The organism is Methanoregula sp., from assembly GCF_049690535.1.
Lineage (GTDB): Archaea > Halobacteriota > Methanomicrobia > Methanomicrobiales > Methanospirillaceae > Methanoregula.
Window position 1 is genome coordinate 1 of the sequence record NZ_JBAVMX010000099.1, and the last position, 21,784, is coordinate 21,784.

A 21,784-nucleotide genomic window follows, 5' to 3' on the forward strand; every position below is an offset into this window, starting at 1 on the left:
CAGGACGCAACCGGTACTGCACTGTTCAACGTTCTCGAGGCATCTGCCCCGACTGCAACCCCAACCGCTGTTGCAAACGTTACAACTGCAGCACCGACTATGATGCCAACCACCGTTCCGCCGACCACCGTAGCCACGCCCACCAAGACCCCGACACAGCCCGGGTTTGGTGCACTGGTTGCCCTGATCGGCCTCGGTGCAGTTGCGCTCCTTGTCGTGCGCAGGCACTGAACTAAAATCTAAATTTTTCTTTTTTTGATTGTCTGATTAATCACTTCAGGTTTCATACCTGTAGCAGGGACTGCATTAGATCTAATTTTAACCGGTGGGGTGCCAAGATCTCTGGAGATCCCAGTATGAATCCCGATTTTCACCCCAGAACCCTGAAGGTTTCAACAGGGTTTGTTCATGGATAAATTGTGAATCCCCTCCCCAAAAACGTGGCAAACATTATTTTTATCGTGATCTCTCCTGAAACAGTTTTTTCGCAGTTCTCTGGACCCGTCCCCGGGACGATTTTTTATGATGAACCCTCCAATGTTCCTGTACAAAGGGATCAAACCCTCGTGCAGGGGGATATCCTGATGCGTGGCGAGTCTGTATGAAACTTATCGTAAAAATCCTCGATATTGCAACACGACGCGGTGTTTTGCTCAACCGTCTCGACGCTCGGAGTATTGGCGTTATGGACGGCGACCGGGTTCAGGTCATCAATCCGAAAAACGGTGTGGCAGTCACCGCAGTTGTGGCGACGACTGCCACCCTTGAAGGGCAGGGTGCCGCCGGCGTTTACCGGATCACCAACGAGCGGTTGAACCTTGCCGAGGGTGAGGTGGCGGAAATACGGGAGGCCGACCGGCCGTTATCGCTCGACTTTATCAAGAAAAAGATGGACGGGGGCAGGCTTTCAAAAGATGAGACCCTGATCATCATCAAGGATGTAGTTAACGACGAAATATCAGCCGCAGAGCTGACCGCATTTATCACCGCTTCATATATCAACCCCCTTGATATGGACGAGGTGGAACACCTCACCCGTGCCATGGTCGAAACCGGTGAACAGATAAAATTTGCATCGCGCCCCATTGTCGACAAGCACTCTATTGGGGGTGTCCCGGGTAACAAGATCTCCCTTCTGGTTGTTCCCATCATCGCTGCAAGTGGCCTTAAGATCCCCAAGACAAGTTCCCGTGCCATCACCGGGGCCGGGGGGACCGCCGATCTCATGGAAGTGCTCGCAAACGTCGAGTTCTCGGCCCATGAAGTGCAGGAGATGACCGAGAAGGTGGGGGGCACAATCGTCTGGGGCGGCGCCACCAATATCGCGCCGGCAGACGACCGTATCATCCTCCAGGAATACCCGTTCAAGATAGATGCCCGGGGCCAGATGCTCGCGAGCGTTATGGCAAAGAAGTTTGCCGTCGGGGCGAACCTCGTAGTCATCGACATCCCGGTGGGCAACCATACCAAGGTAGCGACCATGCAGGAAGGCAGGAAACTTGCCCGCGAGTTTATCGAACTCGGTGAGCGTCTCGGCATGAAAGTCGAGTGTGCCCTGACCTATGGGGATATCCCGGTGGGGCACAGTATCGGCCCGAATCTTGAAGTCAAAGAGGCACTTCACGTGCTTGAGGGTGCAACCGAACCAAACTCGTTTATCCAGAAAAGTATTTCGCTTGCCGGTATCGCTCTTGAGATGTCCGGAAAAGCTGCACGGGGAACCGGTGCTCTCATGGCACAGGAAATTCTCTCATCAGGAAAAGCCCTCGAGAAATTCCGGCAGATCATTGAGATCCAGGGTGGTGATCCGAAGGTTAAATCGGATGATATCCAGCCTGGTGAACACCAGTATGTTATCAATTCCCCTTCATCAGGGTATGTCATCGAAATGAATAACCAGTCCCTGATCACGCTTGCACGTATGGCCGGGGCGCCCCATGACCGGGGTGCAGGGATCCTGCTCCATGCAAAGAAGGGAAAACTTATCAAGGCCGGCGAACCGCTCTTTACGATCTATGCAGAACGGGACTGGCGTCTTCAGAAAGCCCTTGAGGAGGGGCGTCATCTCATGCCGGTGATCGTCGAAGGGATGCTCCTTGACCGGGTTCCTGCCCTGTCGGAACTTTAAAAATGAAAAGGATAGCCGAACCGATGGGATAAAATATGAGCAGAGGGGGATATTTTACTATGTATAACCATCGCATTCGTTTCCTTTTTGTGCTGCTGTGTCTTATCGCGTTCTGCAGCGCAGCACAGGCGACGAACCTGCTGATTACGGTGCAGGACAGTCTTGACAACACAACCATTCCTCATGCGACCGTGTACCTGAGCGGGGCCAATGTCGGCATGACCAATAATGCCGGCCAGTTCCTTCTCCAGTCCGGCCAGGGGGATCTCAATCTCCGTATCTCCATGGATGGCTATGATGACTGGGCAAATACCGTAAGCGGCAATGTCACATCGCTTTCTGTTACCATGAACCGGAGAACCCTTGTCCTGAACGTGGCACTCTTTGATTCAAACACGCTGAATGCGGTATCCGGGGCAACATTATATTTAACGTCCGCCAATTCTACCCAGACCAAGACTTCGGATGCAACGGGTGCAGCATCGTTCGGGGTAACCTCCTATACTTACTATTCCCTCAATATCACGGCACCGAACTACCAGCCCCGCAGCGAGACGATTGAAGTCGACGCCACGGATCAGGACGTCCAGTACTGGCTTCTATCCGGTAACCAGTACTCCTTTGTCGTCAAGGACAAGAACAGCCAGGCCGCAATAGCCGGTGCAAGCGTCAGTGTCGATTCGGTGCTGCTGGGGACGACCGATTCACGTGGCGTTCTGATTGCCCCGATAAGCCGTAACACTCCTGTTACCATTGAAGTGCAAAAGACCGGCTACCAGATGGTAACCCAGTCAAAAACCATCAGCACGAACGAAGCTGTCGACGCGATCAGTCTGATCCCGGTACCGGTTGGCGCTTTTATCTTTGTGTACGATCCGCAGAACCAGCCGATCAACGGAGCAGCTGTCTCTGTCAACAATACCGTGGTGGCCAGCACCAACCCGTATGGTCGTGCCATGCTCCAGAGCCTTGTGGCTGGGAGTTATACCGTTGTAGTGACAAAGACGGGGTATACTCCGGTGACCCAGCAGATTGACATCACCAATGATTCCAGTGAATTCACTGCTGTGTTATCTCTTGCTACGGTGAGCCAGACCCTCTTTGTCCAGGATACCGACCAGAAAAACATCGCTGGTGCCACCGTTCTTCTTAACGGGGCTGTTGCAGGGACCACCGATTCGCACGGTCAGCTGGACACGCAGCTTACCTTTAACACCCCCTACAATATCACCGTGACCCAAGACGGTTACCGTGTCAAATCAGTCCAGCAGGAGGTCCCGCTCGGCAATACCACAACCCCCCTCACCATCACCCTTGAAAAGAATATGGACTGGGGATTTTTGACCCTTATTGGGATCGGAATAATCGTTATACTGTTCCTGTATGCTTTAATACGGTTGGTCGGGCGCAGGGGCCGTCACCACTCGATGAAGCGGAACGAAATTTAACTTCCCCTCTTTTTTGGGATTGCAACAAAAATCTTTTTTTTTAAAGGGACACTATTACGTACTCTACCTCACAGAGTGGTCCCTACATTAAAACAGCGGACCCAGCGGGAATCGAACCCGCGTCCTTGGGTTCGAAGCCCAAGAGGATGTCCTCTACCCCATGGATCCTTTTCTCCATCGTTTCTCTATCAAAAGATATTAAGTATTCTCTACCGATAAACTAATGAATGATTCTGTCTGCGCAGGAGATTGCCCGCCGGCTTCACACAGTGTGTGAACAGGAAAAACTGGTTATCAATCCCTATGCCACGGAATGCCAGCAACCCGCTTCCTATGATCTTCGTGCCGCGGATGATATATGTCTGGCCCGGGGCACATGTACACTCGTGCCAAGTATGGAATGGGTTGAGTTACCTCCTGATGTTGCCGGGACACTCCGCTGTCGGTCATCGTTTGGCCGGAGGGGAGTTCTTATGGGTGCAGGTTTTGTCGACCCGGGATTCCGCGGTCAGCTGACCCTCTGCCTGACAAACATGGGATCTGATGATATCAATCTTCATCAGTCTGATCGTGTTGTCCAGATGATCCTCCACGAGGTAAGGAATGGGAGCGAACGGTATAACGGGCGGTACCAGGACAGTCTCGGGGCCGTGGAGGCAAAAAGAACATGATACGGACCGAACGCAAGTATATCGAGATTCTGCGTATCTTAAAGGAGCACCGTGAACCGGTGGGCGCAAAGCGGCTCTCGGAACTGATGGCAGAACGGGGTTTTGTCTTAAGCGACCGGGCCGTGCAGTATTACCTCAGTTATCTGGACTCTATGGGATTTACCGAGAAGATCGGCAACCGGGGCCGGATCCTGACACCTGCTGGTTTTCTTGAGACTGATAACGCCCTTGTCGATGACCGGATTGGATTTATCATCTCCAAACTCGAACGGCTCGCATATCGAAGCACCTTCGACCCGGAAACAGGTACGGGGGATGTAGCATACAACCTCTCCATCGTTCCCACGGAAATCCTGGACCGGGCACTCGGGGCATTCGATGAAGTCATAAACGCCGGGTGCGGGTTTTTTAACTCCTACCGGATTCTCGATCACGACCCCCGCGTGCCTCAGGACTGTATCGGAGTTATCACCCTGTGCAGTATCACCATGGACGGTGTTTTCCAGAGGAATGGCATCCCGGTAAAGATGGCCTACGGGGGGAGGCTTGAGATCGAGGAGAACGTACCCCGGCGGTTCCGTGACCTGATCGGATACCGGGGAACCACTATCGATCCGCTTGAACTCTTCATCTCATCCGGTCTGACGTCGATCAATGCGTTTGCCCGGACAAAAACCGGTATCGCTCTGGCAAATGTCCGGGAAGTCCCGAGCTCTGCCAGAAACGAAGTGGAGGAAACGATCCAGCGGATGAACAAGTGCGGTTTTATCTTCCCGGTCACGATGGGCAACCAGGTATTCAACCTGCCGGACAATCCCTACCGGCTCTCGATTGTTTCCTATAGCGGTCTCAACCATATCGGCAACTGTGTTGAACAGGGAATTGTTATCCGCACGGAGATCGGTGCCGGGAACATTCCTTTCTCCAAAGTGGCGGATATCAATCGTTGATCCAGGAAATCTTGTCATCCTGCAGTGACGATTTCCCGGTCTTCTTTTTTGAAGGTACGGGGCTGCTTACGGTTTCTCCGTCATGCTCATCTCCCTCTTGGGTGAGACTGCCTTTTTTTGTTTTTATCTCCGTATGGAGCAGTGCTGCATCTTTTACCCGTAATGGCTCTTTCTGTGAAACGGACTTTCCGAGAAAGATGTCGTCCCGCGCCGGTTTTAACCGATCCTTAATGCCGAGAGGTGTCTCTTCCGGAAGATGTACCGGAATAAAATCATCCGTTTCTGCGGCGAGTTCGAGTTCCTCCTGGTGAGCAGGGCCGGACTGGTCATCGGGCTCTTCATGTGCCCACACCGCATCGTTTTCCATTTCCTTCTTTCGTCTCCTGATGATCGTTCTCTCAATCTGTGCAGGGGCGGGTGTGGACTGTGGTTCAGCAGGAAGCACCGCCTCGCGTGCCGGTGTTTTTTGTGCCACTCTCCGGATGATGGTTTTTGTTTCTGTTTGTGCGGGACTTTGAGGCTGTACCCGGGTTCTCCTGGTTTCCCGGTCCTGCATGCTATCAGATTTTACCATCACCTGTTGTCTCTGCAGCTCCCGCTCAATTCGTTGATGAGCCGGATCTCTACTTTTTGCCGGAGTATGTTTTAAGGGGAGAATCCCTTCATACCCTGATTCGAGTGATTTCTTCACCGGTTGTTGTGCAGCTCTTTGAGGAGGGGAGACTGCGGGTGGTTCTGTGAGTGATGGCCTACGGGATGCTCCTTCAGCCCATCCCGTGGTGATCGGGTGTTGCTGTACTGGTGTCTCTGTAATTGCAGGACCTGAAGGTCTTATCCGCACTGCTCTCTGCGTCATGGCAGATTCCGGCGGTAATGACGGGTGCTCAAAAGCGGGTGCCTGCGTACCGGCTGCAGGTGCCTTTTCTTCAGGAACTGGTTCCCGGGTTACCCGTGGTTGTGATCCTGCAGGAACAACTGATGGGAACACCTGAACAGGTTTTCCTGATGCATCCTGGTGTTGTGGAGTCTTCTCTGCAAGGTACTGATCGGAACTTCTCTGTTTTGACTTCGTCCCCGGGAGACTGATCATCTCATCTCTGAATTCCGATCCACGCCGTACTGTTGCGATCTCCGACACCGCACCGGCTTTTCGGGAGCCTTTACCTCGCGGGAGGTTGAAGGAAGACGACCCCTCCCACGAGTTGCCGGACCGGTACTGCGCACGGATATCCTCAAGTTCGGTAAGGCGGGGGATGTTCTCAAGACCGCTCAGCACGATGATAATGGCAACGTATTCCGAGTTGGTGACCGGGTAATCCCCAGATCGCATCTCCATACCTGCGATGCTGCGATCAATCCATTTACGGACGGTCATGACACCCTTCATCGAAATCTCATGGGACGGGCCTGCTACGAGGATTAACGCCTTCGCGGCACTAGTCATGTCACAGGGTATGGACACCTCTTGGTAAATGGCCTGTTTGGCAAGTTCGATGATCCGTTCAGCACTTTTTCTCTGCTCCAGGGTGGCATCGGCCGGGCGCAGCCGTGAGAGAAATGCGAGTGGGGTCTGATGCAGGTGCTCTACTGCATATCCAATCGAGATGAACCCCATCCCTTTTAAGGTATTGAGCACTTCGCTTGAATCCATTACGACTTCGGCGAGATCGATACCGCCGTCTGCCCGGAACTCCCCTGCCCGCAGGATAAGGCTGATCCTCCGGATTATGCTCTGATTGAGGAGTTTATACGTGATGTCCTGTGCAGATAGTTTTGGCTGGTTCTTGCCAAAACCAAATATCCCCTGTCCCCCTGACTCCTCTGCAAGCAGCGCATCTCGCCGGGCAGCGATCTTTTTTGACCAGGTTTCATTGTCAAACAGGATGGTTCCGTCAAGCAGCGGGGCAATGTTTTCGATATCGTCTGCCGATTTTGCCGAACGTTTCTCTCCTTCGGATAATGCAGGCAGCGTGACCAGACCGAAGATCGGTGCGGCAACGGAAGATCTGAGTGCAGCGATGACATGTGGCACAACGTCGGTCATGCTGCCCCCAAGTCCGCAGCAGATCAGGATTGCATCGGTTTCACCTCCCAGCATGTTCTGAATGCGGGCGGTAATTTCCCCGATGTCAATATTTGCAGGCAGGGGTGTATCCGCTCCATTCCGGGAAAGATCCGGTTCAGCCATAAATCCAATTTTTGCCTGCTCCGGGAGTGCCCGCAGCTGTGTCAGGGTTTCACTGTCCACATCGACAGCCAGCGCCTGAACACATGTTACCTTACTGCTTCTCCGGTCATTGGCATAGAGGGCATTGGCAATCCGGCAGCCAGCGCCTCCCAAGCCAATCGCAAGTATCCTCATGGAGATCTCCTTTAGGGAACCCGGTGGGGTATCCCGCCTGTAACAGAGTAAATGTTCTTCTCTGATGTTCAATATCTTATAGGATATACTCTCTAAAAAATGTGTATCTGTTACTCCTGATGGTATCTCCTGTAAAAAATATATCTGGTCTCCCACCGGGGATGCCGATAAACCCGAAATCATGGTTTGAATGATTGTTTCTTCCTGCGTTTTTCCCGGATTTGCCTCATTTTTTCGGATCACGGATCTCAAATACGGAATATCGGGCGCGAATCCGTGCCGTATGGCTCATGCGCCCAGATTTAAATGATAATTTATTTAAATGCGTGTACGGTAATACTCCATGAGGTGAACAAGCCTTGACATATGGAATTGAATTTGTACCAGGAAATGTCAATGTAAAGCAAGTTGTAAACTTCTGCAAACTTGCTGAGTCAAAAGATATTGACTTCGCGTGGATCACGAACCACTATAACAACCGTCACTGCTATCCCGTCCTTGCCGCAGTAGCACAGGCAACCACTACCCTGAAAATGGGACCGGGTATCATGAACTCATTTACCGACACGCCGGCCGCCATGGCCTCATTCATGTGCACCCTCAATGAAATCTCGGATGGGCGTGCAGTGCTCGGTATCGGTCCCGGCGACCTTTCCACCCTGCCAAAGATTGCTATTCATGCCGAGAAGCCGGTGGCCCGCCTCGAAGAGGCAGTTGTCCAGTTCCGGAAACTCGTTGCCGGTGAACAGGTGAACAAGTCTGGCATGCAATTCTTCGACTACGATGGTGCAAAGCTGACCGGTGTCACGCTCCCCGGCAAGAAGGGTATCCCGGTCTACATCGGTGCACAGGGCCCCAAGGTTCTTGAGCTCGCCGGAAAGGTCGGCGACGGTGCATTGATCAACGCATCCAACCCCAAGGACTTCCAGATCGCTATCCCCATCATCAAGAAGGCATCCGATGCAGCTGGCAAGAAGACCTTCGATGTCGGTGCATACACCGCCATGTCGATTGACCGGAGCGAGAAGAAGGCACGCAATGCGGCAAAGATTGTAGCCGCATTCATTGCAGCCGGCTCTCCGGAAGCACTGCTCACCCGCCACGGTCTTGACCTCCACAACGTGGCAAAGATCAAGGATGCACTCGGCAAGTTCGACTTCAAGACCGTTGGAGAACTTGTAGGCGACAAGGAGATCGATGCATTCACCATTGCAGGTACCCCTGAAATGGTCAAGGCAAAGTGCGAAGACCTTACAAAGGCCGGCGTTACCCAGATCATCTTCGGTTCACCACTCGGTCCCGACATGACCACATCTATCCGCCTGCTCGGCAAGTATGTCGTATAAGCAGATCCAAATCATCTGCTTTTAAATACCGCCGAAAAGGTTCCCATTTGGGAACCGTGGCAGATAGTAAAAATCTTTTTTTCTTTTTCGTCTTTGTCGTCTTTGACTACTTGGCATGCGAGCTCCTGTATACAGGACTATCCTGTTACCATAAGGGAAATTGCAAATGACTATCTGGTCCAAAAGAAGTACTCCATTTAGTATAATGGACCTGTTTACCGTAACTGACGTTGCAACCGGGCGGGGAACATTACAATACCGGGAGGAGTGTCTGACCGGTCTGCGGTGCCGGATCAGTCCGGAGCGGCTCAAGCGACATATCGATCAGACCCTGAAGATACCTGACACCTCGGAAAGCTGCCCCTTCTGTCGGGAGAATATTTTTTCGATCACCCCGACATTTCCTGACGGGAACCGTATTATCAGAGGCGAAAGTGTCACGTTTCCCAACATGTTCCCGTTTGCGGAGTGGCACACCGTAACGGTGATCACCCGTGATCATACCGTACCGGCGTTCACAAAGCAGCAGATTATCGATGCCCTCCAGGCGCAGGCCGAATCACTCCTGCTGTCCGATGGGTATCCCAGTATCAACTGGAATTATCTTCCTTCTGCCGGGGCAAGCATCGTCCACCCCCATATGCAGGGTATCGCCGATCAGCGTCCATCGTGGATAACTGAGCGGTACCTGTCCGCCGGCAAAGAGTACCATGCCAAGACCGGTAACCGGTACTGGGATGTCGTGCGGGAGCAGGAGCGATCATCGGACCGGTACCTCTTTGGTGACGAGATCCTCTGGTCTGCCCACGCGGTACCGGTGGGAGAGCGCGAGGTGCGGGGGCTCCTCCCGGTCGCCCGGCTTGATGAAGTGGAGAACTATATTGATTCACTGGCTGAAGGGATCCTCGAAGTCATCTCTCTCTATAAGAAACTGGGCACATATGCGTTCAACATGGCAATCTTTTTTGGCAGGGAAAAATCGAAGAACTTTTCTGCATTCTGTTCGCTCGTCTCCCGGATCAACCCGAACCCGTTATCCACGAGTGACTCGGCGTTCATGGAGCGTCTCCACAACGAACCCATTATCCTGACCCTTCCTGAGGATCTCGGCCGCTACTACCGGAACGAAGACCGGTGATGCCGGTCAATAATTGCAATGTGTTATAAAAAAGAAGAAAAAAGATAAAAAAAATTTACTCGAATTTTGCAACGAGTTTGTTCTTGCGGACGAGCATGCCATCCTTCTTATGGGGCTGGCGCAGGATGCTGTCACCTGCTTTCTCGAGTTCGCGTGCCTGATCACAGAGGTCTGCTGCGACTCTCATCATCTCGTGAGCGCTTGCAACGATCGGGATGTACTTCTCCCATTCCTTGGTCATGAAGCAGCCTTTGACGTTCTGGCCTGCAACAGCCATGGCGATCTCGTGGGCAGCACGTGCCTTTGCAAGGGCGTAGGGGTTGGTGAACTCGCCGTCGACCGCCTTGTCAGTGGTCATGATGATCTTGGGGAGCTCAATTTCTGTGCCCTTCTTGCCTGCCTTGACCTGGTCGATGACTTTGTCGAGTGCGATCTGGAGTTTCCGGAATGCACCGGTGAGTGCAAGGACTTTGACGAGGTTACCGTTGTAGTCGGCCATCTCGACGGGGTCGAGGAATTCGCGGCGTGCACCAATCATGGAGTCTGCCTTCATGATGATATAGCCGAACTTGGTGTCAGCCTTGACGCCTTCCCACTCCTTCTTCGTGGTTACATCATCGGTGATGATGATAGTCGGGATACCTGCTGCTGCGAGCTGCTCGCGGGCACCGGTCGGGCCGGGGAGAACTCCGTTTGGGGAGACTACAATACAGAAGTCCGGCTTGTATGCCTTCAGGTTGGAAACTACACGGTCGACATCTGCCGGCTCGAGTTTTGTACCGCTGGTCGCCATGAATGTCTGCATGTCCTCACGGTCTGCTCTCTCATCGAGAAGCAGTTCTGCCATTACACCACTTGCAATATTGCCTAACTTGGCTACGCCTACTTTAACAACCATTGAAATTTCACCTCTATTTTGTTTTATAACACGTTATTATGACCCGGTATTCTTATAAAGATTTTGAAATCATTTTTTACGTCGGATGTTCGATTCTTTGTTTTTATCTGCTGTATTTCCATGTTCGGCCTGAAAGCCGGTGCGTGCCGGAATTCACAGGGATAAATGAGAAACTCTGGGATTGCCTCTGGATCGCCATCCCACAGATCTGTAACATTATGTTCTTGGCCAGTCGCGATCCGTTGAGAGCAACAATCCGGCATCAATTTTCCCGTTGATCCTTGCAGGAGGCAGGATGTTAACGAAAAGTGTTTAAATCAATGTGATGGAATGGATAGTATGAAAGATGGTCTGCTCACCGACCGGCAAAGAGAAGTCCTTCGGTACCGAAAACAGGGAATGACCCAGCAGCAGATCGCAGACATCATCAATACTTCAAAAGCTAATGTCTGCACGATTGAAAAATCTGCAATGGAAAACATACGGCGTGCAAAAGAGACACTCGAATTTTTGTATACCCTCGATGCCACGCATCTCTGTACCATTCATCCCGGAACAGACCTGTTCGAAGTCCCGGGCATGATCTTTGCCGAGGCAGAAAAAGCCAAGATCAAGGTGAAATACGATACGATCTCGCTCATCAACAGGCTCAGGGAAGCCCGGCCGCAGTCATACAAGGCCAGGTGCATCTGCGATGAGGTACAGATCTATATTACTGATGAAGGAGAGATTTATTTTGGATAATCTACAGAATGGCGATGAGATTCTGATCCTTCAAAAATGATCCATTGTCGTGGGATCGGTACGTGATGCCCGGAACGCTGGCATAAATATATATGCTTTTTTAATCAATATTTAAGGAAGCCGATGTGGGGGTATCCCTGCTACATATATTCACAGGATACGTGTGGCACCGGCGGAATCAATCCCGGACTAGACACAGGGAATGATGCTGCCGTGGGTATTTCCCCGATTGGTGACCTCCGCGTCCATGCGGAGGATCCCGAGAAGGAGTTGTGATTCTTCACAACGGGCTGACAGAGTTGGATCTGACCGTGACGTAAAGGTGGACGTTTTCATAACGAGCCTGTTCCCCTCATTAAAAACCGGGGATGCGTCAATGTCAGGGTCTTCTTTCGCGAGAAAAAGAAAACGCCGGAATGTTACCGGGTGGCAGGATGTAACCATCCATGCCAGCCGGTTTCCAAGGCAACCACCACACAGGCAGGATAGATAATATCCGCAAAATGCGGGGTGTTGTTTATCCTGCGTTGTGATGCCGGATCGCGTGTTGGCTTACCAGACAGGCAAGTGATATCACTTCAGTCTCGGATTCATCTAGAAGAGTTCGTGTCCAGCAAAAAATCAAAAACACGAATGTAAAGGATTGATTGACACATGCCAAAGATAAACAGACCACGCCGAGGCTCACTGGCATTCAGCCCACGAAAACGTGCACAGAGCCCCATACCTAAATACAAGTCCTGGCCACAGCACACGGGCGCACCCGCATTGCTTGGCTTTGCAGGCTACAAAGTGGGGATGACGCATGTTCTCATGGTTGATGACCACAAGGACAGCCCGACAGAGGGCAAGGAGATCATGGTTCCGGTTACCATTATCGAGATCCCGACCATGAAAGTTGCCGCCATCCGGGCATACTCGCAGGATACCTACGGCAAACATGCGTTTACGGAGATCTGGGCAGAACCACTGGACGCCCAGCTCCTCCGCAGGGTGACCGAGCCCAAGAACTACGACAGTGCAGCAGCAAAAAAGAAATTCGCTGATGCCCTTGCCGCAAATCAGGTGGCAGAGATCTACGCAGTCGCGTACACCCAGCCTGCAACCATAACCGGTGTGCCAAAAAAGGTACCCGACCTCATGGAGATTAAGATCTCCGGCGGGGACAGCTCAAAACAGTACGAGTTTGCCCTTGGGTTGCTCGGAAAAGAGATCCGGCTCACCAATGTGCTCGAGTCCGGTGCGTATGCCGATATCACGGCAATCACCATCGGTAAAGGCACGCAGGGACCCGCCAAGCGCTGGGGTGTAGCTCTCAGAAAGAGGAAACACTCTGTCGGTGGGAAAGAGCGTCATGTTGGTACACTCGGACCCTGGAACCCCCACCATGTACGGTGGCAGGTCCCGCAGAGCGGCCAGATGGGTTTCCAGCAGCGTACCGAGTTTAACAAACGCATCTTAAAGATCGGTGAGAACGGTGCCGAGATCACACCAGCAGGCGGATTCCTTAACTACGGTGTGCTCCGGAATGCATACGTTGTCATCAAGGGGTCCATCCCGGGCCCGGCAAAGAGACTTATCCGTATCCGCCCGGCAATCCGCCAGGGTGAACACGTTGTACGGTCGCCCGCGATCCAGTTTGTGAGCGTCCAGAGCAAGCAGGGGTGATCAGAGATGAAAGCGCAGGTTAAAACAATTGAAGGCGGAGTGGCAAAGGACATTGAACTCCCAGCCATGTTTTCCGAAGAGTACCGCCCAGATCTGATCAAGAAAGCGGTCATGGCACTCCAGAGCGTCAGACGTCAGCCGCACGGCTCTTACCCGTTTGCCGGCATCTGCTCATCAGCAGTGGGCTGGGGAAGCGGTCGTGGTGCATCGCATGTACCCCGTCTCAAGAACGGTTCACGTGCTGCAAAGGTCCCGCAGGCAAAAGGCGGCCGTGAGGCACACCCACCGGTCACCGCAAAGGTGCTGATAAAAGAGATCAACCAGAAAGAGAAACAGAAAGCGTTCCGGTCTGCGGTTGCCGCAAGTATCCGTGCCGATCTCCTCAGCAGCAGGGGACACACCTTTGACGGTGCGGTTCCGCTGATCTTTGAGGATAAGTTTGAGACCCTTGGACGCACGCAGGACGTAATCTCTGCACTGACCAGCATTGGAGTGTACAGCGATGTCGAGCGTGCAAAAGACAGCCGCAAAATCCGTGCAGGAAGGGGAAAACTTCGTGGCCGCAAGTACAGGCAGAGAAAGAGCCTGCTCATTGTTACTTCGGGCCCCGAGTTTCGTGCCGCACGCAACCTTGCCGGTGTTGACGTTGTGACCATTGACCAGCTCAATGTCGAGCATCTCGCTCCCGGTATGCAGGCGGGACGTCTGACCGTCTGGACTGAAAGCGCACTCATACGCCTGGAGGGAAAGTAAATGTCTACCCTGAAACACCCGTTTGTCACAGAAAAGGCCATGGTGCTTCTGGAGAACGAGAGCAAACTCCAGTTCCTTGTCGATAACAGGGCCACCAAGCAGGACATCAAGCGCGACATCGAGAAAGCGTTCGACCAGAAGGTAAAACGCGTCTACACGCTCATGACCATGCATGGTGAAAAGAAAGCCGTTGTGAGTTTCGAGAACGAGAAAGCCGCCGAGGAAATCCTGAGCCGGCTTGGCATTATGTAAGGTGGGGAACATGGGACATCGAATTACAACACAGAACCGGGGCAGGGGAGGCCCGACCTATCGCGCCCCATCCCACCGGTACAAGGCTGAACTGAAGCATGTCGGGGACGGAACGACAAAGATCACCGGCTCGATCATCGATATTGAACACGATCCGGCGAGAAATGCCCCGATTGCTCTTGTGCAGCTCGAAGATAAATCCAAGATCTACATGCTGGTAACCGAGGGTATCGGTATCGGCGAGGTCGTATCTTGGGGGACCGATGTCGAGGTCAAGAACGGGAACACGCTCCCGCTCCAGAGCATCCCGACCGGGTCCTACATCTGCAACATCGAGTCACGCCCGAACGATGGCGGTAAGTTTGTCCGCGCAAGCGGGGTTCAGGCCGTTGTTGTCGACAAGATTGAAGACCGCGTCGGCGTCAGGATGCCAAGCGGAAAGACGAAATGGTTTAACGCACGCTGCAGAGCGACCATTGGTATCGTTGCCGGTGGCGGGCGTGTTGATAAGCCGTTTGTAAAAGCCGGTAACAAGTACCACAAGATGGCGAACACCGCGTCGAACTGGCCACGTGTCCGTGGTGTCGCAATGAACGTCATCGACCACCCGTTCGGTGGCGGTGGCCACCAGCACACAGGACGGCCAAAGACGATTGCGCGCGGAACATCTCCGGGAAGGACTGTTGGATCTGTGGCTGCACGCAGGACAGGTAAGAGCAGGAAGTGAAGGGTATGGCAGCACCAAAAAAGACACAGAAGAGAATGCCCAGACGGCGTGAGGAGTTCACCTATCGCGGGTACAAGATCGACGAGCTCAAAGCGATGGGGTTAAGCGAACTCATTCCCCTGATGCCAGCCCGTGCACGACGCAAATTCAACCGCGGGCTTAACCGCGGCGAAGAGACGTTGCTTGCAAAGATCCGGGGCGGGGACGAGAAAGTCAGGACCCATGTGCGTGACATGATTGTCATGCCCGAGATGATTGGGAAGAGCATCGAGATCTACAACGGCAAGGAATTCACGAAAGTCGAGTTCCAGCCCGAGTCCGTCTTCCATTATCTTGGAGAATTTGCACTCACCAGAAAGAAGGTCTCCCACGGTTCCGCCGGTATCGGTGCAACGAGGGGCAGTAAGTACGTACCGCTGAAGTGATGGAAATGGCACGCATTGCATACTCAAAGAAGGTTGAAGGCGACAACATCGCCAGAGGCAAAGCAAACGAGCTTTCCGTCTCTCCCAAACACGCGATCGAGATCGCCGGATTCATCCGGCACCAGCGCGTCAATAAAGCACTCAGTTACCTTGCTGACGTGGTTGAGCTCAAGAAAGCCATCCCGTTCCGGCACTTTAACCGGAATGTTGCGCACAAGCGCGGCCTCCCCGGTAACTGGGATGCGGGCAGGTATCCGGTAAAGGCTTCCAAGGCCTACATCAGGATCCTCGAATCAATAAAAAAGAACGCGGAATACATCGGTCTTGACACCGAGAACCTGGAGATTATCCATGTCTCGGCAAACCGCGGGCGCGCCCAGAAGGCATTCTTCCCCCGGGCAATGGGAAGGGCATCCCCCAAAGCTCGCGAGACCGTCAACATCGAGATCGTGGTTCGTGAGGTGGCATAAATGGCCGTTGAAAGAAAATTCATTTCAGAAGGTGTCCGCAAGGTCCGTGTCGAGAAGTACCTGACAAAGGAACTCAAGCGCGCAGGATTCGGCGGGATGGACATCGCACGTACGCCTCTTGGAACCCAGGTCACCATCTTTGCAGAAAAGCCGGGGATTGTGATCGGCAAAGGTGGGAAACTCGTCCACCAGCTGACCCAGGATCTTGCCCAGAACTACGGGGTCGAGTCTCCGCAGATCGAGGTACAGCAGGTCCAGAACCCCAGTTTCAACGCCCAGATCATGGCGGAACGGCTGGCAAACGCCCTTGAGCGAGGCTGGTACTTCCGTAAGGCCGGATCGAGCATCATGAGGCGGGTCATGGAATCCGGTGCGCTGGGATGTGAGGTCATTATCGCCGGTAAGTTAACCGGTGCACGTGCCCGTACCCAGAAGTTTACCGAAGGTTACATCAAGCACTGCGGTGAGCCGAGCATCAATATCGTCGAGAAAGGTTACGCCATCGCAATCAAGAAACTCGGCGTGATCGGTGTTCAGGTCAAGATTGTTCCCGCAGATGCGAAGATGCCCGACCACTTTGCGATCATCGAACAGAAGAAGCCGGTAGTCCCTAAGGTCACCGTCACTGCAATTGGCGACATTGACACCGAAGAGCCGGCCCTTCCCGATGAGACGACCGATGAAGAGGTGCAGTAAATGGCAATCTTACGGGCGCACGATGTCCAGCAGCTCACTGATGTCGAACTGCAGGAACAGTTGACAAAACTCCGGATGGAGCTTGTCCAGCACTACGGAAAAGTCAGTGCCGGTGGCGCAACTGAGAATCCCGGACATATCCGGGAGCTCCGTCGCACCATTGCCCGCCTGATGACCGAGAAGACCCGCAGGAGCCGCGTATGATCTCCTGCCAGAACGTGATAAGGCATGAACTGATCGGCCTTGACGTTCTGGTATCTGGAGCTGCAAACCCGTTTCACCGGGAAGTAAGCGGACGCATCATCGATGAGACAAGGAATCTTGTTGTCATACAGGCGCACACCGGAATAAAGAAGATCCCAAAACTTGGGAGCACCTTCCGGCTCTGTCTGCCTGACAATACCCTTGTTGAGATTCATGGGTCCGCACTGATACTGGCTCCAGAAAAGAGGCTCAAGCGAGCATAAAAAAAGAGGATACCATAATGGCACAAAACATTGGATTGAACGTTCAGGCCCCCAAACAGGAGTGCAAGGACGTTAATTGTCCCTTCCACGGCACTTTACCGGTACGCGGCCAGGTGATCACCGGTAAAGTCGTGAGCGACAAAATGATGGGAACGGTCGTAGTTGCCCGGGATTACCTGCACTACGTCCGGAAGTTCAACCGGTACGAAAAGCGCATCTCCAAACTTCACGCTCACAACCCACCCTGCATTCAGGCAAAGGTGGGGGATCTCGTGAAGATTGCTGAGTGCAGACCGTTGTCAAAGAGCACGACATACGTTGTTGTCGAGGTGCAGCAGCCATGAAGGCAAAGCAGTCCAAGATCCCACGGGCTCTTGCGACGGGAACGAGGCTTGCATGTGCCGATAATACCGGTGCTAGGACAGTTCAGATTATCTCTGTCTTTGGCTACCATGGTGTAAGGCGCCGCCAGCCCAAACTGGGCTTGGGAGATATCTGCACGGCGAGTGTCCAGAAGGGCACCCCGGACATGCGCAAAAAGCTCGTCCGGGCGGTTGTCATTCGCCAGAAGAAGGAAATGCGCCGCCCCAATGGCATCCGCGTCTCCTTTGACGATAACGCTGTTGTTGTTGTGGATGAGAAGAACGAGCCAAAAGGAACTGAAATTAAGGGACCGGTCGCCCGTGAAGTGGCAGAGCGGTACCCGAAACTCGGCTCCATGGCGACGATCATTGTGTGAGGTGGCGAATCATGGTAAGAATTGAAAGTTCACAACCACGCAAACAGAGAAAGGCGCGGTACGACGCACCTTCGCACATGAAGTCAAAGTTCCTCAACGCGCCGCTTTCGGCAGCGCTCAAGGAAAAATATGCAAAGAAGACGATCCGCGTAATCAAGGGCGATACCGTTAAGGTCACCCGTGGCGATCATGTCGGCGAGGAAGGACTCGTTGACGGCATCGACACCCGTAACGTGAAGATCATTGTCCACGGCGTTTCGTCAACCAAGGTTGACGGCACCGAAGTCCCGCGCCCGGTCGATGCATCCAAGGTGGAGATCACCAAACTCAAGCTCGATGACAAGCGCCGCGTCGAAAAACTGGGGGAGAAGGAATAATGTCAGATCATCTGAAAAGGCTCAACGCGCCAGACTCGTGGCACATCACCAAGAAGACCACGACATTTGTCGCAAAGACTGCGCCCGGCCCGCACAATGCAAATGCCATGCCGGTAGCAGTCTGGCTCCGGGACCAGCAGGGCCTTGCCCGCACCATGAAGGAAGTCAAGCAGATCCTCAAGCAGCAGGATGTTGTCATCAACGGCAGACCCTGCAGGGATCCCAAGATGGGCATCGGTATTTTCGATGTTATCTCTCTTCCCCGTATCGGTAAGTATTACCGGATTCTCCGGGATCTCAAAGGCCGGCACAAGACGGTGGAGATCGACGCTGAATCAGCCCAGACAAGGCTCTGCAAGATCCAGAACAAGACTACCGTCCGCGATGGTAAAGTCCAGTTAAACCTCAGGTACGGGGCAAACATCCTCGCTGATAACTCCTACAAGTCAAACGACTCTGTGGTTATCTCCCTCAAACCTGAGGACCGGTTCAAGATCCTTGAGCACTACCCGTTTGCCGTCGGTAACATGGCGACAATCATCGGTGGTAAACACTCCGGCAAGGTGGCGCGAATCGTCGAGATCATCAAAACCCCGGGCAGTGTCCCCAACAAAGTCATCCTTGAAGACGAGAAGACCAAGGAGCGGTTCGATACTATTGCCCCCTACATCTACATGATCGGAAAAGAGACCGTTTCAAAAGCAGGCCGGGGGATTGAACAGTGACCGCAATGCGAGATATCCACATCGATAAGGTCGTTGTCCACATGGGTGTTGGCGAGAGTGGTGAAAAGCTCGTCAAGGCCGAGAATATCATGAAGACGATCACCAAGCAGACCCCGATCCGCAGCGTTGCAAAGATGACGCAGCCGGCGTTTAATATCAGAAAAGGCGCCCCGATCGGGTGCAAGGTCACGCTTCGTGGGAAATCTGCGGAAGACTTTATTAAGACCGCTTTGACCATCGTCAATAAGACGATCTTTGAGAGCCAGTTTGACAAGAGCGGGAACTTCTCGTTCGGCATTGAAGAGCACACGGACTTTCCCGGAATGTCATACGATCCACAGATCGGGATTTTCGGGATGGATGTAAATGTTGTGCTCGAGAGGAACGGCATCAGGATCACCCGCAGGAAAATGCAGAAGAAGAAGCTTCCCGAAAAACAGCGCGTGAAAAAGGTGGATGCAGTTGCATTCCTCAAAGAAGCATACTCGGTGGAGGTGCGCTAAATGGGTGGCGAAAGAAAGAAGATCTACGGTCGCGGTGCAAACGAGTGCAAGATGTGCGGACGCAAGCAGGGACTTGTACGCCGGTACCACATCATGTTCTGCAGGCAGTGCTTCCGTGAATGGGCACAGAAAATGGGCTTTAAGAAGATGAACTGAGGAGTGACTGCACAATGACACGATTAAATACTATTGCAGACGGGATGAGTGCGTTAAAGAACGCAGGTGACACCGGCAAGTCCGAGTGCATCATCGAACCCGCAAGCAAACTCCTCGGCTCAATGCTGCGCATCATGCAGGACGCCGGCTACATCGCCGGTTTCGAGTTTATTGAGGACGGCCGTGGCGGCCAGCTCAAGGTGCATCTCACCGGCAAGATCAACAAATGCGGCGCAATTTGTCCGCGTTTCTCGGTCCAGATGGATGAGATGGAATTCTGGGAGAAGCAGTACCTGCCCGGCAAGAATTTCGGGCTCATCATCCTTTCAACCTCGCATGGCGTTATGTCGCATGTCCAGGCACGCAAGGAAAGTATCGGTGGCGAACTGCTCGGGTATGTCTACTAGAGGGTGCGAATCATGGCAAGTGTAAGAAAAGTCAGGATCCCCGAAGGCGTTAAAGTAAAACTCGAGGGAACGCAGCTTATAGTGACAGGACCAAAGGGCCAGCTGACACGCAGCGTCAGGTTCCCCCAGGTGAGCGTGACCAGCGACGACAAGGAGATTGTCATCGCAACCGAATCCAGCCGTAAGGAGATCACTGCGATGGTCGGGACGTTTGAGGCACACGCAAAGAATATGTGCCGTGGCGTTTCGGAAGGATTCGAGTACCGGATGAAGGTTGTCTACAGCCACTTTCCGATCCAGCTTAAATTGCAGGGAAACCGGCTTGAGATTGCCAATTTCCTGGGCGAGAAGAAAGCCCGGTATGCCGACATCACAGAGGGTGTTACCGCAAAGGTAGCAAACGACGAGGTCATCCTCACCGGCATCAACCGCGAACAGGTCGGAAATACTGCGGCAAATATCGAGCACGCAACCCATATCCGTTACCGGGACCCCCGGGTCTTCCAGGACGGCATATACATGGTACAGAGGGGCTGAAAGCAACAATGACAACTGAAACCAAGCGACTGATCCGTGTGCGCACTGAGAAGGGTGCCGTCTTCAAGCGCGACGGGTTTGGCAAGAAGAAACAGCTCTCCGATTCATGGAGAAAGCCCCGCGGACAGCACAACAAACAGCGGGAGCAGAAGAAGGCGAAAGGAGCACTGCCAAAGCCCGGGTACGGAAGCCCGGTTGCAGTGCGCGGCATGCACCCCAGCGGGTTCTTTGAAGTACTGGTTTTCACGGAAAAAGACCTTGAGAATCTGGACACGAAGACCCAGGCGATCCGGATATCAGCCGGCGTCGGTGGACGCAATCGCAAAGCCCTTCAGGAAAAGGCGACAGAAGCAGGATTCAAGATCCTTAACGTCCGGGTCATAAAAGCACCCGTAAAGAAGGAGACGCCTGCCGAATCGGAAAAAGATGCGGCAAAGGACAAGAAAGAGACCAAGGCAAAAGAGGCCCCGGCAAAGAAAAGCGCTTCCAAGGCGGGAGATGCCAAGAAGAAAGGCGCTGAAGAGAAAAAGCCGGTAAAAACCACCTCGTCAAAGTCCAAGCCTGCGGCAAAAGAAACCGCAAAGAAAGAGGAGAAGGCCGCAAAGCCCAAGGCAAAAGAAGCGGCAAAGGCTCCTGCAAAGAAAGCCGCTCCTCTAAAATCCGAGAAAAAACCTGCTGACGGGGAGAAAGCCCCGGCAGAAAAGGCCAAAGCAAAGAAAAAATCCTCATCCGAGGTGAAGAAGAATGAGTGATGTCGCCAGCCAGAAACGTCTCTCAGCATCAATCCTGAAATGCGGTGTCAACCGTGTCTGGTTTGACCCCGAGCGCATTTCGGATATTGAGAACGCCATCTCCCGTGAGGACCTGCGCGGGCTCATCACCGATGGTGCGATTAAGGCGCACCAGAAGACTGGTGTGAGCCGTGGCAGGGCACGCATACGCACCGCGCAGCGTGCATACGGCCACCGCAAAGGAGTCGGGAAACGGAAAGGCGCAAAGGGTGCACGGACCCCCAGCAAGCGGGCATGGATCCAGAAGATCCGTGCAATCAGAAAGGCCCTCGTAGCGCTCCGCGATGCCGGTACCATTGACCGGCACCTCTACCGGGTTATCTACCGAAAGGCAGCCGGCGGGCAGTTCCGGAGTGTCGCACACATGAAAGCACAGATGGAGATCATCGCCGGGAGGCTGAAGTAA

Annotated in this window: 29 protein-coding genes and 1 tRNA gene; 27 read left to right on the forward strand and 3 right to left on the reverse strand. The window is 53.3% G+C overall.

Annotated features, from left to right (window positions below):
• The 3 genes from WCE46_RS07335 to WCE46_RS07345 form a co-directional block, all read left to right on the forward strand.
• On the forward strand, nt 1-231 hold a 231-nt coding region (locus tag WCE46_RS07335), incomplete at its 5' end, for a PGF-CTERM sorting domain-containing protein (protein WP_424733044.1).
• A 370-nt stretch (nt 232-601) separates the two neighbouring features.
• Entirely contained in the window at nt 602-2,128 is a 1,527-nt protein-coding gene (locus WCE46_RS07340; protein WP_424733045.1) for an AMP phosphorylase, read from the forward strand.
• Nucleotides 2,129-2,217: 89 nt separating this feature from the next.
• The gene (locus WCE46_RS07345; RefSeq protein ID WP_424733046.1) at nt 2,218-3,576 is read left to right on the forward strand and encodes a carboxypeptidase-like regulatory domain-containing protein; all 1,359 of its coding nucleotides are present in this window, start codon (nt 2,218-2,220) and stop codon (nt 3,574-3,576) included.
• Nucleotides 3,577-3,672: 96 nt separating this feature from the next.
• Here the strand turns inward: WCE46_RS07345 and WCE46_RS07350 are convergent.
• Nucleotides 3,673-3,744, reverse strand: a tRNA-Arg gene (locus tag WCE46_RS07350).
• A gap of 59 nt (nt 3,745-3,803) precedes the next feature.
• On the opposite strand from WCE46_RS07350, the gene WCE46_RS07355 reads away from it, so the two are divergent.
• Nucleotides 3,804-4,247, forward strand: a complete 444-nt coding sequence (locus WCE46_RS07355; RefSeq protein ID WP_424733047.1) for a dCTP deaminase — start codon at nt 3,804-3,806, stop codon at nt 4,245-4,247.
• Nucleotides 4,244-5,197: a DUF128 domain-containing protein gene (locus tag WCE46_RS07360; RefSeq protein WP_424733048.1), complete on the forward strand. Its 954-nt coding sequence runs from the start codon at nt 4,244-4,246 to the stop codon at nt 5,195-5,197. Before WCE46_RS07355 ends, WCE46_RS07360 begins: the two co-directional genes overlap by 4 nt.
• Here the strand turns inward: WCE46_RS07360 and WCE46_RS07365 are convergent.
• Nucleotides 5,187-7,559 carry a hypothetical protein gene (locus WCE46_RS07365; RefSeq protein WP_424733049.1) on the reverse strand — a complete coding sequence of 791 codons (2,373 nt, stop codon included), beginning with the start codon at nt 7,557-7,559 and terminating at the stop codon, nt 5,187-5,189. The two genes, WCE46_RS07360 and WCE46_RS07365, sit on opposite strands and share 11 nt — an antisense overlap.
• Nucleotides 7,560-7,918: 359 nt before the next feature.
• Between WCE46_RS07365 and WCE46_RS07370 the strand changes: the two genes are divergently transcribed.
• A complete protein-coding gene (locus WCE46_RS07370; protein ID WP_424733050.1) occupies nt 7,919-8,905 on the forward strand; it encodes a 5,10-methylenetetrahydromethanopterin reductase in 987 nt (328 codons plus the stop codon).
• A 205-nt stretch (nt 8,906-9,110) separates the two neighbouring features.
• Nucleotides 9,111-10,043, forward strand: coding sequence for a galactose-1-phosphate uridylyltransferase (locus WCE46_RS07375; RefSeq protein ID WP_424733051.1), 933 nt, complete (start codon nt 9,111-9,113; stop codon nt 10,041-10,043).
• Nucleotides 10,044-10,098: 55 nt separating this feature from the next.
• Here the strand turns inward: WCE46_RS07375 and WCE46_RS07380 are convergent, their stop codons facing one another.
• Nucleotides 10,099-10,941, reverse strand: coding sequence for a F420-dependent methylenetetrahydromethanopterin dehydrogenase (locus WCE46_RS07380; RefSeq protein WP_424733052.1), 843 nt, complete (start codon nt 10,939-10,941; stop codon nt 10,099-10,101).
• Nucleotides 10,942-11,280: 339 nt separating this feature from the next.
• Between WCE46_RS07380 and WCE46_RS07385 the strand changes: the two genes are divergently transcribed.
• The 20 genes from WCE46_RS07385 to WCE46_RS07480 all read left to right on the forward strand — a co-directional run bounded on the left by WCE46_RS07385 (nt 11,281) and on the right by WCE46_RS07480 (nt 21,784).
• Nucleotides 11,281-11,685 (forward strand): Tfx family DNA-binding protein, encoded by a 405-nt coding sequence (locus tag WCE46_RS07385; protein ID WP_424733053.1) that lies wholly within the window; start codon nt 11,281-11,283, stop codon nt 11,683-11,685.
• A 654-nt stretch (nt 11,686-12,339) separates the two neighbouring features.
• Entirely contained in the window at nt 12,340-13,353 is a 1,014-nt protein-coding gene (locus WCE46_RS07390) for a 50S ribosomal protein L3 (RefSeq protein ID WP_424733054.1), read from the forward strand.
• A gap of 6 nt (nt 13,354-13,359) precedes the next feature.
• The gene (rpl4p, locus tag WCE46_RS07395; protein WP_424733055.1) at nt 13,360-14,106 is read left to right on the forward strand and encodes a 50S ribosomal protein L4; all 747 of its coding nucleotides are present in this window, start codon (nt 13,360-13,362) and stop codon (nt 14,104-14,106) included.
• A complete protein-coding gene (locus WCE46_RS07400) occupies nt 14,107-14,358 on the forward strand; it encodes a 50S ribosomal protein L23 (protein ID WP_424733056.1) in 252 nt (83 codons plus the stop codon).
• A gap of 10 nt (nt 14,359-14,368) precedes the next feature.
• Nucleotides 14,369-15,085, forward strand: a complete 717-nt coding sequence (locus WCE46_RS07405) for a 50S ribosomal protein L2 (RefSeq protein ID WP_424733057.1) — start codon at nt 14,369-14,371, stop codon at nt 15,083-15,085.
• A gap of 5 nt (nt 15,086-15,090) precedes the next feature.
• Nucleotides 15,091-15,510, forward strand: coding sequence for a 30S ribosomal protein S19 (locus tag WCE46_RS07410; RefSeq protein WP_424733058.1), 420 nt, complete (start codon nt 15,091-15,093; stop codon nt 15,508-15,510).
• A gap of 5 nt (nt 15,511-15,515) precedes the next feature.
• Entirely contained in the window at nt 15,516-15,980 is a 465-nt protein-coding gene (locus tag WCE46_RS07415) for a 50S ribosomal protein L22 (protein WP_424733059.1), read from the forward strand.
• Nucleotides 15,981-16,676, forward strand: coding sequence for a 30S ribosomal protein S3 (locus WCE46_RS07420; protein ID WP_424733060.1), 696 nt, complete (start codon nt 15,981-15,983; stop codon nt 16,674-16,676). It abuts the gene before it with no gap.
• Nucleotides 16,677-16,880, forward strand: a complete 204-nt coding sequence (gene rpmC / locus WCE46_RS07425) for a 50S ribosomal protein L29 (RefSeq protein WP_424733061.1) — start codon at nt 16,677-16,679, stop codon at nt 16,878-16,880.
• Nucleotides 16,877-17,143 (forward strand): ribonuclease P protein component 1, encoded by a 267-nt coding sequence (locus WCE46_RS07430; RefSeq protein ID WP_424733062.1) that lies wholly within the window; start codon nt 16,877-16,879, stop codon nt 17,141-17,143. The genes rpmC and WCE46_RS07430 overlap by 4 nt, the downstream gene beginning before the upstream one ends.
• Nucleotides 17,144-17,160: 17 nt before the next feature.
• A complete protein-coding gene (locus tag WCE46_RS07435) occupies nt 17,161-17,487 on the forward strand; it encodes a 30S ribosomal protein S17 (protein ID WP_292425848.1) in 327 nt (108 codons plus the stop codon).
• Entirely contained in the window at nt 17,484-17,882 is a 399-nt protein-coding gene (locus WCE46_RS07440) for a 50S ribosomal protein L14 (protein ID WP_422173692.1), read from the forward strand. Before WCE46_RS07435 ends, WCE46_RS07440 begins: the two co-directional genes overlap by 4 nt.
• An 11-nt stretch (nt 17,883-17,893) precedes the next feature.
• A complete protein-coding gene (gene rplX, locus WCE46_RS07445) occupies nt 17,894-18,259 on the forward strand; it encodes a 50S ribosomal protein L24 (protein WP_424733063.1) in 366 nt (121 codons plus the stop codon).
• Nucleotides 18,259-18,984, forward strand: coding sequence for a 30S ribosomal protein S4e (locus WCE46_RS07450; protein WP_424733064.1), 726 nt, complete (start codon nt 18,259-18,261; stop codon nt 18,982-18,984). The genes rplX and WCE46_RS07450 overlap by 1 nt, the downstream gene beginning before the upstream one ends.
• 5 nt (nt 18,985-18,989) lie before the next feature.
• The gene (locus tag WCE46_RS07455; protein WP_424733086.1) at nt 18,990-19,487 is read left to right on the forward strand and encodes a 50S ribosomal protein L5; all 498 of its coding nucleotides are present in this window, start codon (nt 18,990-18,992) and stop codon (nt 19,485-19,487) included.
• Nucleotides 19,488-19,643 carry a 30S ribosomal protein S14 gene (locus tag WCE46_RS07460; protein ID WP_012106085.1) on the forward strand — a complete coding sequence of 52 codons (156 nt, stop codon included), beginning with the start codon at nt 19,488-19,490 and terminating at the stop codon, nt 19,641-19,643. It begins immediately after the preceding gene.
• A gap of 14 nt (nt 19,644-19,657) precedes the next feature.
• Nucleotides 19,658-20,050 (forward strand): 30S ribosomal protein S8, encoded by a 393-nt coding sequence (locus WCE46_RS07465; RefSeq protein ID WP_424733065.1) that lies wholly within the window; start codon nt 19,658-19,660, stop codon nt 20,048-20,050.
• Nucleotides 20,051-20,062: 12 nt separating this feature from the next.
• Nucleotides 20,063-20,587, forward strand: coding sequence for a 50S ribosomal protein L6 (locus tag WCE46_RS07470; protein ID WP_424733066.1), 525 nt, complete (start codon nt 20,063-20,065; stop codon nt 20,585-20,587).
• Nucleotides 20,588-20,595: 8 nt separating this feature from the next.
• Complete coding sequence (locus tag WCE46_RS07475; RefSeq protein ID WP_424733067.1) at nt 20,596-21,339, forward strand: 50S ribosomal protein L32e; 744 nt, start codon at nt 20,596-20,598, stop codon at nt 21,337-21,339.
• Nucleotides 21,332-21,784, forward strand: a complete 453-nt coding sequence (locus WCE46_RS07480; protein WP_424733068.1) for a 50S ribosomal protein L19e — start codon at nt 21,332-21,334, stop codon at nt 21,782-21,784. Before WCE46_RS07475 ends, WCE46_RS07480 begins: the two co-directional genes overlap by 8 nt.

Excerpts from the sequence above, each read along its gene's own strand:
- WCE46_RS07435 (WP_292425848.1), top strand. The coding sequence starts at position 17,161 with ATGGCACAAAACATTGGATTGAACGTTCAGGCCCCCAAACAGGAGTGC.
- WCE46_RS07450 (WP_424733064.1), top strand. The coding sequence starts at position 18,259 with ATGTCAGATCATCTGAAAAGGCTCAACGCGCCAGACTCGTGGCACATC.
- WCE46_RS07390 (WP_424733054.1), top strand. The coding sequence starts at position 12,340 with ATGCCAAAGATAAACAGACCACGCCGAGGCTCACTGGCATTCAGCCCA.
- rpl4p (WP_424733055.1), top strand. The coding sequence starts at position 13,360 with ATGAAAGCGCAGGTTAAAACAATTGAAGGCGGAGTGGCAAAGGACATT.
- WCE46_RS07385 (WP_424733053.1), top strand. The coding sequence starts at position 11,281 with ATGAAAGATGGTCTGCTCACCGACCGGCAAAGAGAAGTCCTTCGGTAC.
- rplX (WP_424733063.1), top strand. The coding sequence starts at position 17,894 with ATGGTAAGAATTGAAAGTTCACAACCACGCAAACAGAGAAAGGCGCGG.
- WCE46_RS07375 (WP_424733051.1), top strand. The coding sequence starts at position 9,111 with ATGGACCTGTTTACCGTAACTGACGTTGCAACCGGGCGGGGAACATTA.
- WCE46_RS07355 (WP_424733047.1), top strand. The coding sequence starts at position 3,804 with ATGATTCTGTCTGCGCAGGAGATTGCCCGCCGGCTTCACACAGTGTGT.
- WCE46_RS07365 (WP_424733049.1), bottom strand. The coding sequence starts at position 7,559 with ATGAGGATACTTGCGATTGGCTTGGGAGGCGCTGGCTGCCGGATTGCC.
- rpmC (WP_424733061.1), top strand. The coding sequence starts at position 16,677 with ATGGCAATCTTACGGGCGCACGATGTCCAGCAGCTCACTGATGTCGAA.
- WCE46_RS07475 (WP_424733067.1), top strand. The coding sequence starts at position 20,596 with ATGACAACTGAAACCAAGCGACTGATCCGTGTGCGCACTGAGAAGGGT.
- WCE46_RS07340 (WP_424733045.1), top strand. The coding sequence starts at position 602 with ATGAAACTTATCGTAAAAATCCTCGATATTGCAACACGACGCGGTGTT.
- WCE46_RS07430 (WP_424733062.1), top strand. The coding sequence starts at position 16,877 with ATGATCTCCTGCCAGAACGTGATAAGGCATGAACTGATCGGCCTTGAC.
- WCE46_RS07465 (WP_424733065.1), top strand. The coding sequence starts at position 19,658 with ATGACACGATTAAATACTATTGCAGACGGGATGAGTGCGTTAAAGAAC.
- WCE46_RS07415 (WP_424733059.1), top strand. The coding sequence starts at position 15,516 with ATGGCACGCATTGCATACTCAAAGAAGGTTGAAGGCGACAACATCGCC.
- WCE46_RS07455 (WP_424733086.1), top strand. The coding sequence starts at position 18,990 with ATGCGAGATATCCACATCGATAAGGTCGTTGTCCACATGGGTGTTGGC.
- WCE46_RS07460 (WP_012106085.1), top strand. The coding sequence starts at position 19,488 with ATGGGTGGCGAAAGAAAGAAGATCTACGGTCGCGGTGCAAACGAGTGC.
- WCE46_RS07410 (WP_424733058.1), top strand. The coding sequence starts at position 15,091 with ATGGCAGCACCAAAAAAGACACAGAAGAGAATGCCCAGACGGCGTGAG.
- WCE46_RS07400 (WP_424733056.1), top strand. The coding sequence starts at position 14,107 with ATGTCTACCCTGAAACACCCGTTTGTCACAGAAAAGGCCATGGTGCTT.
- WCE46_RS07380 (WP_424733052.1), bottom strand. The coding sequence starts at position 10,941 with ATGGTTGTTAAAGTAGGCGTAGCCAAGTTAGGCAATATTGCAAGTGGT.
- WCE46_RS07405 (WP_424733057.1), top strand. The coding sequence starts at position 14,369 with ATGGGACATCGAATTACAACACAGAACCGGGGCAGGGGAGGCCCGACC.
- WCE46_RS07440 (WP_422173692.1), top strand. The coding sequence starts at position 17,484 with ATGAAGGCAAAGCAGTCCAAGATCCCACGGGCTCTTGCGACGGGAACG.
- WCE46_RS07360 (WP_424733048.1), top strand. The coding sequence starts at position 4,244 with ATGATACGGACCGAACGCAAGTATATCGAGATTCTGCGTATCTTAAAG.
- WCE46_RS07470 (WP_424733066.1), top strand. The coding sequence starts at position 20,063 with ATGGCAAGTGTAAGAAAAGTCAGGATCCCCGAAGGCGTTAAAGTAAAA.
- WCE46_RS07420 (WP_424733060.1), top strand. The coding sequence starts at position 15,981 with ATGGCCGTTGAAAGAAAATTCATTTCAGAAGGTGTCCGCAAGGTCCGT.
- WCE46_RS07480 (WP_424733068.1), top strand. The coding sequence starts at position 21,332 with ATGAGTGATGTCGCCAGCCAGAAACGTCTCTCAGCATCAATCCTGAAA.